The sequence below is a fragment of the Micromonospora sp. ATLC16 genome (genome assembly GCF_057196645.1).
Genome location: NZ_JBXUOW010000092.1, coordinates 1 through 16,158 on the forward strand (window position 1 = coordinate 1; position 16,158 = coordinate 16,158).

13 protein-coding genes are annotated in these 16,158 nt (G+C 68.8%); 4 read left to right on the forward strand and 9 right to left on the reverse strand.

What is annotated here, in order from left to right; translation table 11 throughout:
• Window positions 1–190 precede the first annotated feature (190 nt).
• The 3 genes from miaB to selD form a co-directional block, all read right to left on the reverse strand.
• On the reverse strand, window positions 191–1,690 hold the full coding sequence (miaB, locus tag AC2CHE_RS24580; protein WP_484507219.1) for a tRNA (N6-isopentenyl adenosine(37)-C2)-methylthiotransferase MiaB: 1,500 nt from the start codon (window positions 1,688–1,690) through the stop codon (window positions 191–193).
• A gap of 130 nt (window positions 1,691–1,820) precedes the next feature.
• The gene (locus AC2CHE_RS24585) at window positions 1,821–2,300 is read right to left on the reverse strand and encodes a hypothetical protein (protein WP_484507220.1); all 480 of its coding nucleotides are present in this window, start codon (window positions 2,298–2,300) and stop codon (window positions 1,821–1,823) included.
• A gap of 216 nt (window positions 2,301–2,516) precedes the next feature.
• Window positions 2,517–3,506 carry a selenide, water dikinase SelD gene (gene selD / locus AC2CHE_RS24590; protein WP_484507221.1) on the reverse strand — a complete coding sequence of 330 codons (990 nt, stop codon included), beginning with the start codon at window positions 3,504–3,506 and terminating at the stop codon, window positions 2,517–2,519.
• Window positions 3,507–3,693: 187 nt separating this feature from the next.
• On the opposite strand from selD, the gene AC2CHE_RS24595 reads away from it, so the two are divergent.
• Genes AC2CHE_RS24595 through AC2CHE_RS24610 form a run of 4 tightly spaced genes read left to right on the forward strand, consistent with a single transcriptional unit; the run spans window position 3,694 to window position 7,093 of the window.
• Window positions 3,694–4,440: an amino acid ABC transporter ATP-binding protein gene (locus AC2CHE_RS24595; protein WP_484507222.1), complete on the forward strand. Its 747-nt coding sequence runs from the start codon at window positions 3,694–3,696 to the stop codon at window positions 4,438–4,440.
• Between the two features lie 57 nt (window positions 4,441–4,497).
• Window positions 4,498–5,376, forward strand: coding sequence for a glutamate ABC transporter substrate-binding protein (locus AC2CHE_RS24600; RefSeq protein WP_484507223.1), 879 nt, complete (start codon window positions 4,498–4,500; stop codon window positions 5,374–5,376).
• A gap of 35 nt (window positions 5,377–5,411) precedes the next feature.
• The gene (locus tag AC2CHE_RS24605; RefSeq protein WP_484507224.1) at window positions 5,412–6,119 is read left to right on the forward strand and encodes an amino acid ABC transporter permease; all 708 of its coding nucleotides are present in this window, start codon (window positions 5,412–5,414) and stop codon (window positions 6,117–6,119) included.
• Entirely contained in the window at window positions 6,116–7,093 is a 978-nt protein-coding gene (locus AC2CHE_RS24610) for an amino acid ABC transporter permease (RefSeq protein WP_484507225.1), read from the forward strand. The genes AC2CHE_RS24605 and AC2CHE_RS24610 overlap by 4 nt, the downstream gene beginning before the upstream one ends.
• 56 nt (window positions 7,094–7,149) lie before the next feature.
• On the opposite strand, the gene rny is transcribed toward AC2CHE_RS24610, so the two are convergent.
• The 6 genes from rny to AC2CHE_RS24640 all read right to left on the reverse strand — a co-directional run.
• Window positions 7,150–8,916: a ribonuclease Y gene (gene rny / locus AC2CHE_RS24615; RefSeq protein WP_484507226.1), complete on the reverse strand. Its 1,767-nt coding sequence runs from the start codon at window positions 8,914–8,916 to the stop codon at window positions 7,150–7,152.
• Window positions 8,913–9,038, reverse strand: a complete 126-nt coding sequence (locus tag AC2CHE_RS24620) for a hypothetical protein (RefSeq protein WP_484507227.1) — start codon at window positions 9,036–9,038, stop codon at window positions 8,913–8,915. The genes rny and AC2CHE_RS24620 overlap by 4 nt, the downstream gene beginning before the upstream one ends.
• 662 nt (window positions 9,039–9,700) lie before the next feature.
• On the reverse strand, window positions 9,701–10,372 hold the full coding sequence (locus AC2CHE_RS24625; RefSeq protein WP_484507228.1) for a regulatory protein RecX: 672 nt from the start codon (window positions 10,370–10,372) through the stop codon (window positions 9,701–9,703).
• Window positions 10,373–10,381: 9 nt separating this feature from the next.
• Complete coding sequence (locus AC2CHE_RS24630) at window positions 10,382–15,121, reverse strand: LAGLIDADG family homing endonuclease (protein WP_484507229.1); 4,740 nt, start codon at window positions 15,119–15,121, stop codon at window positions 10,382–10,384.
• 185 nt (window positions 15,122–15,306) lie between these two features.
• On the reverse strand, window positions 15,307–15,507 hold the full coding sequence (locus AC2CHE_RS24635; protein WP_093410215.1) for a DUF3046 domain-containing protein: 201 nt from the start codon (window positions 15,505–15,507) through the stop codon (window positions 15,307–15,309).
• Window positions 15,508–15,511: 4 nt separating this feature from the next.
• Window positions 15,512–16,158: MFS transporter (locus AC2CHE_RS24640; RefSeq protein WP_484507230.1), on the reverse strand; the 647-nt coding region annotated here is incomplete at its 5' end.

Sequence of the window (16,158 nt, forward strand, 5' to 3'; positions counted from 1 at the left end):
CCCGCCGCGAACGGCCCTGCGGCTACCGTGACCGTCCGGGTTATGGCAATCTGATCCACCGAGCGGGGTTCCTGGTTCAGGTTGTCTTGGAGTGACACACCTTGATACCGGAACCCCGCCTCTCATTCCCTGATCAACACACCCCTTGACCAGCCACGCCCACGCCTAACTGAACGGCGTTGGCACTAGCTCAGGGCGAGACGGCGCAGCCGGTAGTCGGCGCGGGTGCCGGGGCCGGCGCGCCGATCGTGGGCAGCCCCAGCAGCACCCCGGGGGTACGCGGTGAACGACCCGCCTCGGCCGCATCACCGGCCCGGGTCCGGCGGTGCGACAGCGGCGCGCCATCGGCGTTGAGGTGGTGCGGTGCGGCGTAGGTGATGGTGGTGTGCACGATGTCACCGGGCCGGATCGCGCCAGCATCGTCCGTCGCGAAGTGCACCAGGCGACCGTCGCGGGCCCGGCCCGACAGCCGGCCGGTCCGCTCGTCCTTGCGGCCCTCGCCGACGGCGACCAGCACCTCGACGGTCTCGCCGACGAGCTTCTTGTTCTCCGCCCAGGTGATCTCCTCGACGCAGGCGATCAGCCGCTCGTACCGCTCCTGCACGACCTGCTTGGGCAGCTGGCCGTCCATGCTCGCGGCCGGGGTGCCGGGACGCTTGGAGTACTGGAACGTGAACGCGGAGGAGAACCGGGCCTCGCGGACCACGTCCAGGGTGCGCGCGAAGTCCGCCTCGGTCTCGCCGGGGAAGCCGACGATGATGTCGGTGGTGATCGCCGCGTCGGGCATCGCCGCGCGGACCTTATCGATGATGCCCAGGTACTTCTCCGACCGGTACGAGCGGCGCATCGCGCGCAGCACGTCGTCCGAGCCGGACTGCAACGGCATGTGCAGCGAGGGGCAGACGTTCGGCGTCTCGGCCATCGCCGCGATCACGTCGTCGGTGAAGTCCTTCGGGTGTGGGCTGGTGAACCGGACCCGCTCCAGCCCGTCGACGTCGCCGCAGGCCCGCAGCAGCTTGCCGAAGGCGTACCGGTCACCGAACTCGACGCCGTAGGAGTTGACGTTCTGCCCGAGCAGGGTCACCTCCAGCACGCCCTCGTCGACCAAGGCGCGTACCTCGCTGAGGATGTCGCCGGGTCGGCGGTCCTTCTCCTTGCCGCGCAGCGCCGGCACGATGCAGAAGGTGCAGGTGTTGTTGCAGCCCACCGAGATCGACACCCAGCCGGCGTACGTCGACTCGCGGCGGGTCGGCAGTGTCGAGGGGAACACGTCGAGGGATTCGAGGATCTCCACCTCGGCGGCGGCGTTGTGCCGGGCGCGTTCCAGCAGCACCGGCAGCGAGCCGATGTTGTGGGTACCGAAGACCACGTCCACCCAGGGTGCCCGGCGGACGATGTCGCCCCGGTCCTTCTGGGCCAGGCAGCCACCGACGGCGATCTGCATCCCGGGGTGCCGGTTCTTGACCGGACGCAGGTGACCGAGGTTGCCGTAGAGCCGGTTGTCCGCGTTCTCGCGGACCGCGCAGGTGTTGAACACCACCACGTCGGGGGTGTCCTCGGCCTCGCCCGCGCGGACGTAACCCGCCTGCTCCAGCAGGCCGGAGATGCGCTCGGAGTCGTGCACGTTCATCTGGCAGCCGTAGGTGCGCACCTGGTAGGTGCGCGGGCCGCCCGCCGCTGCGGTAGTCATGACGTGCACAGCGTAGCCGGGTCCGAGGAGTCGGACGCAAACGAGGAGACGCCGGTCGCCGCTGCCAACCGCACCCTGCTCGACGAGTTGGTGATGCGGCGGCAGCCGACCCGTCGCGGCGGCGTGGGAGTCAGGCGGCGGCCAGGGCCGGGTTCACCGAGTCGGGTGCCCAGCGGGAGCGGTGGCAGCGCGACCAGCCCCGGCAGCGCGGGTCGGCCTCGGTGCACAGCCGGCGCTCGCTGAGCACCTCGCCGTCGTCGGTCTCCCGCACGTCGAAGTGCACCGGGCGGATGCTGCCGTCCGGGGCCACCAGCAGGTGCCGGGTGTCGTCGAGCGTGTCGTCCCGCAGCAGGCAGTTGCGGCCGAGCTGCCGGGCCAGCGCCGCGATGCTGGGCAGCTCGGGCAGCTCGTCCGGTACGCCGTAGCAGTCCACGATCGTGGCGAACTCCCCCGGTGCCTGCCAGACGTCGCACACCACCGCGTACGTCGGCAGCCGGAGCGGATCAGCCACCGCCAGCGGCATCACCACCTGACCGAGCGCGTCGGCCAGCGCCGGGTAGACCTCCACCGGTCGTACCTGGTCGATTCTCCAGTTCCACAGCTCGGTCATGCCGTCTCCTCGCTGTGCTCGTCCCCACCGGCCTCCGGATCGGGCCTTACCGACGATGGTGCGGGGCATTTGCCCCCAGCCGGGGGCAAGTTACCGGTCTGTGACCATTCTGGCCCAAATTTCCTTGAGCTTCATCGCTTCGAGTAGCGGGAAGATGACAGTTTATCGGGTATGGTGCGCGTTCCCACGTAACGGCACGCGTACCGAAACCCTCGCTCAGCGCAGGACGACCCGGTGTTCGCCGGGGGGCAACAGCTCACCGATCACCGGGGCACCCGGTATCTCCCCGGCGATCAGGAGTCCGCCGGAGGTCTGCGCGTCGGCCAGCAACAGCGCGTCCTGCTCGGCCGCCGCGCCGAAGTCCGTCCACGGGGTGACCCACTCCAGGTTGCGGCGGGAACCACCGCTGACGTACCCGTCGCGGACCGCCTCGCGGGCACCGGCCAGGTACGGCACCCGGGCGATGTCGATCGCCACCGTCAGCCGGCTCGCCCGGGCCAGCTTCGAGGCGTGCCCGAGCAGACCGAATCCGGTCACGTCGGTGCCGCAGCGCACGCCGGCCGCCACGGCCGCCAGCGCGGCGTCCCGGTTGAGGGTGGTCATCGCCGCCACCGCCGTCGGGAAGCTCTCCCCGGTGCTCTTGTGGCGGGTGTTGAGCACGCCGACGCCGAGCGGTTTGGTCAGCGACAGCGGCAGCCCGGCCCGCCCGGCGTCCAGGGTGATCAGCTCCTCCGGCCGGACCAGCCCGGTGACGGCCAGGCCGTACTTCGGACCGTCGTCGTCGACGCTGTGCCCGCCGGCCAGATGACAGCCGGCTGCGCGGGCCACGTCCAGGCCGCCCCGCAGCACCTCCCGGGCCAACTCCAGCGGCAGCACCTCGCGCGGCCAGCAGAGCAGGTTGAGCGCCACCAGCGGGCTGCCGCCCATCGCGTACACGTCGGACAGGGCGTTGGTGGCGGCGATCCGACCCCAGTCGTACGCGTCGTCGACCACAGGTGTGAAGAAGTCCGCCGTGGTCACCAGGCCGGTGCGCGCGTCCAGCCGGACCACCGCGGCGTCGTCACCGTGGTCCAACCCGACCAGCAGCTCGGCGGTGCCGGCAGTGGGGCCGAGGCCGGCCACCATCGCCTCCAGCTCACCCGGCGGGATCTTGCAGGCGCAGCCGCCGCCACGGGCGTACCGGGTCAGCCGCACGGGCTCGGTCATGCCCACATGATCTCCGTCAGGCGGACGGGACGCCACCCGGGCGGATCAATTCGGACGGCGGAGCCGGGTCATCCAGGGTGTTACCGCTCCGTGACCATCTGGGTTGCGTTCCGCCACGTCACCCCGCCTACAGTGGCCGCTACCGGGGGTCGACCGACCCCCGACAGCGACGAGGAGGACAGACGACGTGGCGACGGGTGAACCGCTCATCGTGCTGGACTCGGTCAACAAGTGGTTCGGGCCGCTGCACGTACTCGACGACGTCTCGCTGTCGGTGGGGCGGGGTGAGGTGGTCGTGGTGATCGGCCCCTCCGGCTCCGGCAAGTCGACCCTGTGCCGCACCATCAACCGGCTGGAGCCGATCAACTCCGGCACCATCACCTTCGACGGGCAGGCGCTGCCGGCCGAGGGCAAGGCCCTGGCCAGGCTGCGCAGCGAGGTCGGCATGGTGTTCCAGTCGTTCAACCTCTTCGCGCACAAGACGATCCTGGAGAACGTCACCCTCGGCCCAATCAAGGTCCGCAAGGAGAAGCCGGCGGCGGCCCGGGAGCGAGGTCTCGCCCTGCTCGACCGGGTCGGCATCGCCAACCAGGCCGACAAGTTCCCGGCCCAGCTCTCCGGCGGCCAGCAGCAGCGCGCCGCGATCGCCCGCGCGCTGGCCATGCAGCCCAAGGCGATGCTCTTCGACGAGCCCACCAGCGCGCTGGACCCGGAGATGGTCGGCGAGGTGCTGGACGTGATGACCTCCCTCGCGAGCGACGGCATGACCATGGTCGTGGTCACCCACGAGATGGGCTTCGCGCGGCACGCGGCCAACCGGGTCATCTTCATGGCCGACGGGCAACTGGTCGAGGACGCGCCCCCGACCGAGTTCTTCGCCAATCCACGCAGCGAGCGGGCCCGAGACTTCCTCTCCAAAATCCTCACCCATTAGCGATTGACGAGGGAGCGCGCCGTTCCGTGGCGCGCTCCGACGAAGAAGGAGATGAGTATGCGTATCACGCGCATTGCGGCGCTCGCGGCAGCCGCAACCATCGCGCTCGGCGTGACCGCCTGTGGCGGGGACGACGCTGGGGACGACACCGGCTCCGGCGACAAGTCCTTCGCCGCCGGCAGCACCATGGAGCGGCTGAACAAGGCCCAGGCCATCAAGGTCGGCACGAAGTTCGACCAGCCCGGTTTCGGCCAGAAGGGGCTCTCCGACAGCCCGGAAGGCTTCGACGTCGAGATCGCAAAGATCATCGTCAAGGAACTCGGCATCCCCGAGAGCAAGATCGAGTGGGTGGAGACCCCCTCGAAGGTCCGCGAGGACTTCATCACCAACGACACCGTCGACATGGTCGTGGCCACCTACACGATCAACGACGCGCGTAAAGAGCGGATCGCCTTCGCCGGGCCGTACTACGAGGCCGGGCAGAACATCATGGTGAAGAAGGACGACACCAGCATCACCGGACCGGACTCGTTCCAGGACGGCACCAAGAAGGTCTGCTCCGTCACCGGCTCCACCCCGGCCGAGGAGATCAAGAAGTACGTCAAGGACGTCGGCTCCCAGCTGGTGCTCTTCGACACCTACGACAAGTGCCGCGACGCCCTCAAGGGCGGGCAGGTCGACGCCGTCACCACGGACAACGTGATCCTGCTCGGCTTCATCGCCAAGGACGAGGCGTCGTTCCAGCTCGCCGGTGAAAACTTCACCAAGGAGCCGTACGGCATCGGCGTCAAGAAGGACGACACCGCCTTCCGCGACTTCATCAACGACACGCTGGAGAAGGCGTACGCCGACGGCAGCTGGAAGAAGGCCTGGGACGACACCGCCGGCAAGTTCGGTGCCGAACTGGGCGAGGCCCCGGCCGTCAACCGCTACTGAGTCGCCGATCTGGAGGGTGGAGAGGAAGTCCGACCGTGAGTGTGCTCATCGACAAGTTCGACGTCTTCGCGGGCGGGTTCTGGCTCACCCTCCAGATCTGCCTCCTCGCCGCTATCGGCGCCCTGATCCTGGGTGCCGTCGTGGCGGTGCTGAGGATCTCGCCGGTGCCGCCGCTGCGCGCCGTCGGCACCGGCTACGTCAACATTTTCCGAAACCTGCCGCTGACCGTGGTGATGTTCTTCGCCGCGTTCGGTCTGCCGGCCCTCGGCTCCAACGCGGACTTCCTCCGCATCCCCGGGCTTGATTGGATCTTCAGCCGGCTCGGCACCGACCTGCCGTACTTCCGGTTCGCGCTGATCGCCTTGGTCCTCTACACCGCCGCCTTCGTCTGTGAGGCCCTGCGTTCGGGGGTGAATGCCGTGCCTGCGGGTCAGGCGGAAGCCGCTCGTTCACTCGGGCTCACGTTCGGTCAGAACCTGCGCTACGTGGTGTTGCCGCAATCCTGGAAGGCGTCCGTGGTACCGCTGGGCTCCGTGATCATCGCGATGATCAAGAACTCCGCACTGGTCGGCTTCTTCGGGGTGGTGGGTGACCTCGCACAGACCTCCGACCAACTCACCTCGGCCGAGGGCCACGCCTTCGTACCCGTCGCCATCGGCATCTCGATCGGATACCTGATCATGACAGTCCCGCTCGGCGCGCTGCTGGACCGGGTCGAGAAGCGACAGGCGGTGGCCCGATGAACCAGCAAAGCAGCGTTCTCTACGACGTACCCGGGCCCCGCCAGCGCCGGGTCACATTGATCAGCAGCATCACCGCCACGTTCGTCCTGATCGCCGGCGCGTACTTCCTGGTCTACCGCCCGCTTGAGGACAAGGGCCAGTTCTCGATGGAGCTGTGGGGTCCGCTGATCGACCCCTCGAACGAGTACTTCTCCCAGGTGTGGGACAAGATCGGCTACGGGTTCCGCAACACGCTGACCGCTGCAGCGCTGGCCGTCATCTCCTCGCTCGTGGTCGGCACTCTGCTGGCCGTGCTTCGGATCCAGCTCAAGCACCTGGGCCGCCGCCGGTTCACCGGTCTCGCCGCCCCGCTGTCGTACCTGGCACGCGGACTCACCGCCGTGCTCTCCGCGATCACCCGGATCTGCGTCGAAGTGTTCCGAGGGCTGCCGGTGGTCATCACGATCTTCTTCGTGGCTCGCGGCTTCCCCGAGTTCGGCATCTCCTTCGACACGCTGTGGTACCTGGTCATCGGCCTCACCATCTACAACTCGGTGGTGATCGCCGAGATCCTCCGCTCGGGCATGGAGGGCCTGCCCAGCGGGCAGGCCGAGGCTGCCGGCGCAATCGGTCTCTCGCCGTTGCAGACCACCCACCTGATCCTGCTACCGCAGGCATTCCGGATCATGCTGCCGGCCCTGATCAGCCAGCTCGTGGTGGTGCTCAAGGACACCTCGCTCGGCTTCATCATCAGCTACGAAGAGACCCTCAACATCGGCAAACAGATCATCGGCGTGCTGGACAACCCAATCCAGGTGTACGTCGTCATCGGGTTGCTCTTCATCATCGTCAACTATTCGCTGTCCAAGCTGGCCCAGTACGTCCAGCACCGACTTTCAAGAGGCCGCAAGACTGTCGGGACACCAGCCCAGAACCCGCCGCCGGCCGCGCTCACGGCGCAGGCCGAGGGTGCCGGCGGTGGCGGCGGAAGCTAAGCCCGGCAGAGGTCACGAGGCCGGCCCGGTCACTTCCGGGCCGGCCTCGTGACCGCTCAGCGGGCGATCTCGGTGACCCGGGACTCGCGGACCACCGTCACCCGGATCTGCCCCGGATAGGTCAGCTCCTCCTCGACCTGCTTGGCCACGTCCCGGGCCAGCACCGCCGCACCGATGTCGTCGACGTCGTCGGGCTTGACCATCACCCGGATCTCGCGGCCCGCCTGCATCGCGAAGACCTTGTCCACCCCGACCTTGCCGGCGGCGATCTCCTCGATGCGCTCCAGCCGCTTGACATACGCCTCCAGGCTCTCCCGCCGCGCTCCCGGCCGCCCGCCCGAGCAGGCGTCCGACGCCTGCGTCAGCACCGCCTCCACGGTCTGCGGCGGCACCTCGTTGTGGTGCGCCTCGATGGCGTGCACCACGTCCTCGTTCTCGCCGTATTTCCGGGCCACGTCCGCGCCGATGAGGGCGTGGCTGCCCTCCACCTCGTGGGTGAGCGCCTTGCCGATGTCGTGCAGGAACGCCGACCGCTTGATCAACGGCACGTCCAGCCGCAGCTCGGCGGCCATGATCCCGGCGATGTGCGCGGTCTCCACCAGGTGCTTGAGCACGTTCTGCCCGTACGACGTGCGGTAGCGCAACCGACCCAGCAGGGTGACCAGCTCCGAATGGATCTCGGTGATGCCGACCTCCACCAGGGCGTCATCGGCGGCCCGTTGGCAGAGCTGGTCCACCTCCTGGCGGGCCAGCTCGTGCACCTCCTCGATGCGGTGCGGGTGGATCCGGCCGTCCAACACCAGCTTCTCCAGCGTCAACCGGCCGACCTCCCGGCGCACCGGGTCGAAGCAGGACAGCAGCACCGCCTCGGGAGTGTCGTCGATGATCAGGTTCACCCCGGTGACCGACTCGAAGGCCCGGATGTTGCGGCCCTCCCGGCCGATGATCCGACCCTTCATCTCGTCGCCCGGCAGGTGCAGCACGCTGACCACGCTCTCGGCGGTCTGCTCGCTGGCCACCCGCTGGATGGCGTCGACCACGATGTGCCGGGCCCGCTGCTCGGCGGTCGACCTCGCGTCGGACTCGATGTCCCGGACCAGCAGCGCGGCCTCCCGTTTCGCCTGGCCCTCGATAGACTCGACCAACTCGGTCCGCGCGGCGTCGGCGGTCAACCCGGCGACCCGCTCCAACTCACGTCGCCGCTGGTTCTCCACCTCGGCGAGATCGGACTCCCGCTCGGCCAGCGCCGCCTCGCGGGCCGCCAGCGCCGCGTTGGCCGCCGTGAGCTGGCGTTCCCGTTCCGCGAACCGCTCCACCTCCTCGGTGTGCAGCCGCTCCCGCTCGTCCATCCGGGTCGCCCGCCGCTCCACCTCGGCGGCCTGCTCCCGGGTGGTCGCGGCCAGCACCGCCACCTCCCGCTCACCGCTGCGCCGGGCCGCCGTGCGCAACTGCTCGGCGTCCGCCTCGGCCTGCTTGTGTGCCCGTTCGAGCACCGTGTCCGCCTCGGCGCGAGCGTTGTCGAGCACCCGACGCGCCTCCGCCCGGGCGGCCTTCGCCTCGGCCCCGGCCGCCGCCGCCTCGGCGCGGGCCGCCGCCGCCGCCGACTTCGCCACGTCGATGGTGCTGTTCGCCTCGTCGGCGGCCGTCCGCAGCGCGGCCAGCGACTGCTCCTGCCGATCCTTCTCCGCGACGTACGCCGGATCCTCCACCGCCGGACGCGACATGAAACCCCGGATCAGCCGCACGCCGAACAGCACCGCGCCGAGCACCACGAGGGTCAGCACCAGCACGGCGACCAGTATCACGACATCGAAGGTGCTCATCGGCCGGCTCCGTCCGGCCGGTCGGCGACCACCGGGGCCACGGCAGGTCGGCCGGAACTCTGCTCACCGTCGTCGCCGGCACCGGCCTCCGCCGCACCGGGAGCGCCCGCCCCCGCGCTCATGCCGACGCTCCGTTCCGCCGCGCACCCCTGGCGGGCAGCGCCGAACAAAGCCTCACGGTCGGCCCGCTCCGCTCGCTCATGCCGGGACTCCGGTGAACCTGTGCCGCCTCGCCATGGCGCGCCTCCCCTGAACCGTCGCGCCGCAACAGCCTGCCGGGTGGGCACGCTCCTGCGACTCTGGACGCCCGACCGGAGCGCAGGCCGTGGGTTGGCTTCCTCCGCCGACGTCCCTGACGGCCGTCGGCGGGCCGGGTGCAGTGTCACGCGAGCCCGGACCGGCCTGTCCGGAGCTGACGTACGCGGCCGAGAGTGCCGGCCAAAGTGATGCTGTTCTGTTACGGGATCTATGTTGTGCGCTTAGCCTGCGCTTGGTCGGGCAATGTGAGCCTTTACGGCGAGGCTAGGTCTCAACCGGCCTCCGGTCAAGGACAGATGATCAAACCACCCGGACGGAGAGAAGTTAACTCGTCACTCTCCGAGTATGAACACTCGGACGCCAGCGGGCAAAAAAGACGAACGAACGACGCCGAGTTGACTCATCGGAGCTGGTCGCGTTGCGGAGGTGGTCGTCGACACCCGCGCCCAACGCATCACCCGCGGCCCCCGGGACGGGCCTGGCCGAGATCACAGCTGGTGGACGGCACGACAGCGCGAACGCGCGGTCAGCGGTCGATCTCACCCTCGGCGTCGGCGAGGACGTCGGCGTCGATCTGCTCGGCGAACTCGGCCGCCTCGGCGCTCTGCGCGGCGATCGCGTCCTTCACCGCCCGGATCGCGACACCGGCCGGGTAGCCCTTGCGGGCCAGCATGCCGACCAGCCGCCGGAACACCGCGTCCGGCTCGCCCCGGGCGGTCCGCAGCTTCCGCTCCACGAGGGCGCGGGCGGTCTCCGCCTCGGTGGTCTCGTCCAGCTCGTCCAGCGCCTCGCTGGCCGTGCCGCCGTCCACACCGCGCTGGCGCAGCTCGTTGGCCAGTGCTCGGCGCGCCAGCCCACGGCCGGCGTGCCGGCTGCTCACCCAGGCCCGGGCGAACGCGGCGTCGTCGATGATGCCGACCTCGTCGTACCGGTCGAGGACCTGGGTTGCGGTCTCCTCGGAGATGCCCCGCCGCGCCAACGCGGTGGCCAGCTCGGCACGGGTACGCGGACGCACCGCGAGCTGTCGCAGACAGATCTCCCGGGCCACCTCGGCCTCGTCACGAGGCGCGGATGCCGCGTCCTCGCGTGCGGAGTCTCCGGCGGCGCGGCGGCCTCGGCGGGGTCGTGGTGTGGGGTCACCCGCGCGGGGCGGACTGGCATCCCAGCCCCGCCCCGAGCGAGCACGTCGTCCTGCCACGACTCAGGATCAGAAGTCGACCGGCGGCAGCTCCGGGCCACCGGCGGCGTCGCCCGCGCCGACCCCGACGCCGAGCTTCTCCAGGATCTTCTTCTCGATCTCGGCGGCCACGTCCGGGTTCTCCCGGAGGAACTCGCGAGCCTTCTCCTTGCCCTGGCCCAACTGGTCGCCCTCGTAGGTGTACCAGGCACCGGACTTGCGGATGATCGACTGCTCGACACCGACGTCGATCAGGGAACCCTCACGGGAGATGCCCTTGCCGTACATGATGTCGAACTCGGCCTGCTTGAACGGAGCTGCGCAGTTGTGTACGACGATGTCGTCAGCGACCAGCGTGTGCAGCTCATCGACCTCGACATCAAAGGTCCTCGTACGCCGCGCGGGCAGGATCTCCTTGACGGTCGAATAGCGCACCTGCTCGGTGAGCAGTTCACGCAAAAAAGCGTCGTCAAGCGCGTCCGCCAGCAGTTGCAACCGATCCCGCCGGATCTGGTGCAGCCCTAGAACCTGCTTCATGCCACCACGCGAATTGCCGGCCGTCGCGCCGATCAGTTGAGCAGCGAGCACAGCCGTGACGCCCTTACCCGCCAGGTGTGCCAGCACCGACTCGGTGACCGCAGGCGACAGGTAGCCGGCCTGCGAGCCCCGCCGACGCCCTTCCTGGCTGTTGAGCGCCTCGCGAAGGATGACCCCGCGCGGTCCCCACAGCGGAACCGCTTCGGCGAACGCCTCCACGTTGTCACTGCCGCCCACCCGGACCTCGTAGCACAACCGCTTTGCCTGGATGCGACGCCCCTTGATAAGGCTGGGGCGCTGACCCGTCGGGTCGTAGCGACGAACCGAACTCGTGATGCCGTATCGCAGCAACAACCAGTGGAGTTGGTGGGCCAACTGCTCCGAGGTAGTCGTGTAGCCGACCCGAATGGCACCGGTCTGCTCGATGCTCACCCAGCCGTCGCTTTCGAGTAGGCCGAAAAGCAGGTTGCCTGCCACCTCGCGGGAAAGACCCGGATCGAAGAACTCGGCGGGGATGGTCTTCTCCCAGGCCAGCTTGCCGTAGATCCCCGCTTGTCGGCACAACGCCAGCAACTCGTTGCGCTCACCCTGACGGTGGGAGAACGAGATGGCCAACTTGCCGTCATGCTCGTGTGTGTCGCAGCCGAGCCCTGCGGCGATGCGCGCCGCGTCGGCCTTCAGCGACTCCTGGATGTTGATGAACTGCAGCGGGGTCTTCCCACCGACATATCCGTCACCAATCAGGTAGCCGAGCATTCGTGCCTGCTCGGGCGAGTAGGGCTCATGCTCGCCGAAACCCAGGAACTGTCGAGGCTGCGCAACCCGGTCTCCGGCACCCAACTCGCCGGCCACCTTCCAGCCCCGATCGGTCAAGACCTTGTGATCGGGGGTCGCCCAGACCGTGGCACCGCCACGCAGACGTACCCCGATGACATCCTGTTCTCCCTGGTCGAACCAGGAGACGACAGGGCGGGCGTGCAGCATGCCGTCCTTCGCCGCTGCCACCACGGAGACAGGCATCCGCCCGTCGACGATGTCCTCGATCCGGTTGGCGCGGCCGGTGACAGGGTCGAACACCATGGTGCCCTCGGCGAGGCACTTGTTCTTCACGACCTTGACCCGGGTGCGGTTACCGACCACGTCGGTGCCGTCCTTCAGGCTCTCGATGCGCCGCACGTCGAGCCGGACCGAGGCGTAGAACTTCAACGCCCGCCCACCGGTGGTGGTCTCAGGGCTGTTGTGCACCATGACGCCGTCGACAAAGTAGTTGTGGTTGCCCTCGACCTCGATGTCGAACCGGTTCATCGAGCGGGTTTTCGGCTTGACCCGGACATCGACGATCCGCGCGGGCACCGGCATCAGCTCCGCCGGGACGAACTGCGGCTCGACGGTGCACTGGCCCTGGAAGCGCGGCAGCAGCTTGGCCTCCATCGCCGCCGGCACGTAGGGAGCGACCAGTTCCTGGAACCTCGCCGAAGACTCCGTCGTGAAGACAATCGACGCCGTCTGCCGGGCCCCCCTGGCCACCAGCTTCACGTTCATGCCGTACGCGTCGCGCAGATGCTCCACCAGACGGTCCCGGCTGCCCTCCGCCATCGCCTCGACGCAGATCTCGATCCGGCCGGAACCGCCGGCCGTGCGCTCCTGCAAGCCCTTGGAGCGGACGGTGAAGCACCCATCGTCCATGTACCACACGGCGAGGGCGAGCGGGGTCAGCGCCTTGAGGTAGTCCCAGCTGAGGTGCTTCTTGCCGTCACCCAGGTAGACCGCGCGACGCAGCTCGTCCAACTCCGGCAGCGGAGTGAAGTCGACGAAGGCAGCGCCCCGCGCGTCGGTGCGCCGGGAGTGGCCGATGTTGCCCAGCAGCGAGACCTTCCAGTCGAGGTAGTCGACCTGCTGTGCACCGTGGCCGAGCCGGAAGCGGACACCGGAGCGGTCCTGGCGGTTCGGCGACAGGGCACCATCGCCCATCAGCGAGCCGAGCACGACCTGCCACTGCTGCTCGCTGAGGCGGCGTGACTCGGCGAGCATCACCCGGTCACCCGCGATCAACTCGCCCGCCTCCCGCCAACCGCCGGGCGTGCGTACCAGGTGGTTGGCGGTGGCGGCGAACTGCGCCCGCCCGTTGCCCCCCGACTTGGCGACAGTGAACTGGAGGAACTGCTCTGCCGGGCCGTTGTTGAACCAGTTGGTGATCCGCTTCGGCTCCACCCGGTCGGTGTCCGGGTTGTAGGAGAGGACCTCGACGTTCATCCGCTGGTTGACGATCTTGCCGATCTTCTCCTGCGTGCCGTCGGCCAGAGTGACCCGGGTCGAGTACGACATGCACCCGAACATGACACCGATCTTCTCGCGGAGCTGGTTGATGAAGATCGCGGTGGTGCCGGTGTTGTTGAGCACGCCGGTGATCTTCCGCAGCGCCTGGCTCATCAGCCGGGCCTGGAGACCGACGTGGCTGTCGCCCATCTCGCCCTCGATCTCGGCGCGCGGCACCAGCGCGGCCACCGAGTCGATCACGATGATGTCGATCGCGCCGGAGCGGACCAGCATGTCCGCGATCTCCAGCGCCTGCTCGCCGGTGTCCGGCTGGGAGACCAGCAGGGCGTCGGTGTCGACACCGAGGGCCCTGGCGTACTCCGGGTCGAGCGCGTGCTCGGCGTCGATGAAGGCGGCGATACCGCCGGCCCGCTGGGCGTTGGCCACCGCGTGCAGGGCGACCGTGGTGTTGTGGGAGAGCATTCCGTTCGCGAGGAAGCTATGCGTTCCCGGAAGCATCACGTCGAAGGTGGGTTGCGTGCCCGCATCGGCGGCCTCGACGACCTGCTCATAGGTGTAGGAGGAGGTGGCCAGGTGCTTGAGGTGCGTCACGATCGCCTGGCCTGACGCCGACAGGCGCTCCCAGCGCTGCTCCCCCCATTCCACGATCTTGGTCAAGCGGCTACGGGAGCAGGCCAACTCGATGTCCGTACGGAACAGGTCTCCCGCGACCCTGTCGAATGCCCGATCACCACCACAGTCGTCGCGCAGGTCTTGAATGAGGCCCTCGAGGTGAGGGATGTTCTCGAACTGGGCGTCCCGCTCACTGGTGCGGAAGCACCGCTCGACCTGTGCACGACGCCGAGCCGAGCGGAATCCGACCTCGTCGACGAACCTGTGCGCCACCGATGGATCGACCGTCACGGTCCAGTAGTGGTGCTGGTACGTCTCGTTCCACTTTGAGGAGACGGTGTTGGGGATGTTGAGTCCGTAGAGCAGTAGCTGTACCTCACGGGCCAGCTGCTCGGACGCGGTGCCGAGCCCGATGGTCGAACTCTCGTCGATCCATCCGTCACCCTCGAAGAGCGCCGACAAGAAGGCGCGCTGCACCTTGTGACCTGCGGTGCGCACCCGGTAGGGAACGGTCTTGCCGTGCGCGGTGACATAGTCGAGGCCGTACTCCTCGGCGATGCGCTTGCGGAACGCCCCGCCCGAGACGACGAACTCCTTATTGTCGTAGTCGCGGACCTCGACGCCGAACACCTGCTCCATGAGGTGGCGGTACTCACCACTCACCTCTGGGTCCCAGTTGGTGAACCGTACGCCGTGCTGGTAGCCAAGCGAGCCCTCGGCGACGAGGTAGCCCAGGACCACGGCCTCGTCCTCGGAAAGACCGTCGCCGTGGGCGGCCTCCGATGCGCCGAAGGTCGCCGACACCACGAAGTCGCCAGGTCGGATGTTGCCGACCTTCCGCCAAGCGATGAATCCACGGTCGGTCATCACTCGTAGTGGGTGGTTCTTCGTGGCGGTAACCGTCCGCCCGGATCGCAGCTTGAGCTTGATCACCGGCTTGCGGTTGTTGTGGGTCAAGGCGGCAACGGCTTCGAGCTCGCCCCGCTCGTTGACCATCCGCAAACCCAGGTCACGGATGTCGGTGACCCGGCTGGTGCAGCTTGCGGGCTGACCGCATCGCGTAAAGAGCTCCTCGACGGTCTCCAGGCCCCGGTCCGTCCAGAGATGCGTGTCGGCCGTCAGGCACTTACCGCTGCTCTCCGGGCCGTACACCTCGACGACCCGGCCACGGGGCAGACCGCCCACGCCGAGCGCCACGTCGAGCGCGATGGAACCGGTCGGAATGACCGAGGTCTGGATGACCGGCCGCTCCCCCAGCCGCATCACCGAGCCCTTGCCGAACTGCTTGTCGATCTGAGCGAGAGCAAGGTCGAGCGCCTTCTCCCGGTCAGGACCTGCCGCCATCGTTGCCACCCCTGCCTTCGCCGGCGTCTTTCCTGAGCTTCGCGTCACGCGGGACACGCTAGGCGCTGGGTCCGACAGAAAACCAGCCGACTGGCCGTGGCCTGTGGACGAGCACCTCGCTGTGGACAATAGCCGAACAGGTGTACGACTCGGCAAGAGACACGCGGAAGTAACGAATCGGCTGCTCAGCGTAGCCGGGCGGGAACCCGGTCCGGGTAGGCCGCGACCACGGCGCGCCACACCACGTGCGTCTCCACGCCGGCCTTGAGGGCCTGCTCGATGGTTCGTCCACCGAGTTCCGACAGCACCTGGTCGCTGGCGATGCTGGCCGCGTACGCCGGCCCGAACGCCTCGGCCAGGCGCGCCCAGAAGTCGGTCAGCCGCACGTGATCAGTCCTTCCTGTCCGATGCACCCACCGGCACCGGACGCAACGCTAGCGCCAGCAGGGGTGCCACCGCGACCGCGGCGAGCAGGGTCAGCACCGGATAGCCCGCCAGTTGCATGACAAACCCGCTCAGTGCTCCGGCCGACGCGCCGGCCAGCCCCATGAGCAGGTCGGACAGGCCCTGGGCGCTGGGCCGCACCTCGTCCGGTACCGACTCCGACAGCAGGGTGGAGCCGGCCACCATGGTCGCCGACCAGCCGAGCCCGAGCAGGATCAGCCCGACGGTGAGCCGGGGCGTGTGGTGCCCGGCGGTGCCGGCGACCGCGCAGGCGGCCAGCAGCGTCGCGATCCCGCCGAGGATGACCGGGCGGCGGCCGAACCGGTCGGCGAGCCAACCGACCACCGGCGCCAGCGCGTACATGCCGGCGATGTGCAGGCTGAGCACCAGGCCGACCACGGGCAGCACCTCGTCGACGGAGTAGTACTCCCGCAGGTGCACCGGGGTCATCGCCATCACCGCCACCATCACCAGGTGGCCCACGGCCACGGCGGACACGCCGAGCCGGGCGGCCGGTCGGGCGCGTACCACCGACCAGGCGGCGCGCATGCCCCCGCCGTGCCGGGCCGGCGCTGCCGGTGCCGGGACCGGGC

What these genes read in the sequence shown, in the direction of transcription:
- AC2CHE_RS24585 (WP_484507220.1), bottom strand. Translation starts at nt 2,300, where the DNA reads ATGACCGAGCTGTGGAACTGGAGAATCGACCAGGTACGACCGGTGGAG.
- selD (WP_484507221.1), bottom strand. Translation starts at nt 3,506, where the DNA reads ATGACCGAGCCCGTGCGGCTGACCCGGTACGCCCGTGGCGGCGGCTGC.
- AC2CHE_RS24630 (WP_484507229.1), bottom strand. Translation starts at nt 15,121, where the DNA reads ATGGCGGCAGGTCCTGACCGGGAGAAGGCGCTCGACCTTGCTCTCGCT.
- AC2CHE_RS24610 (WP_484507225.1), top strand. Translation starts at nt 6,116, where the DNA reads ATGAACCAGCAAAGCAGCGTTCTCTACGACGTACCCGGGCCCCGCCAG.
- AC2CHE_RS24620 (WP_484507227.1), bottom strand. Translation starts at nt 9,038, where the DNA reads ATGAGCGCGGGGGCGGGCGCTCCCGGTGCGGCGGAGGCCGGTGCCGGC.
- AC2CHE_RS24600 (WP_484507223.1), top strand. Translation starts at nt 4,498, where the DNA reads ATGCGTATCACGCGCATTGCGGCGCTCGCGGCAGCCGCAACCATCGCG.
- rny (WP_484507226.1), bottom strand. Translation starts at nt 8,916, where the DNA reads ATGAGCACCTTCGATGTCGTGATACTGGTCGCCGTGCTGGTGCTGACC.
- miaB (WP_484507219.1), bottom strand. Translation starts at nt 1,690, where the DNA reads ATGACTACCGCAGCGGCGGGCGGCCCGCGCACCTACCAGGTGCGCACC.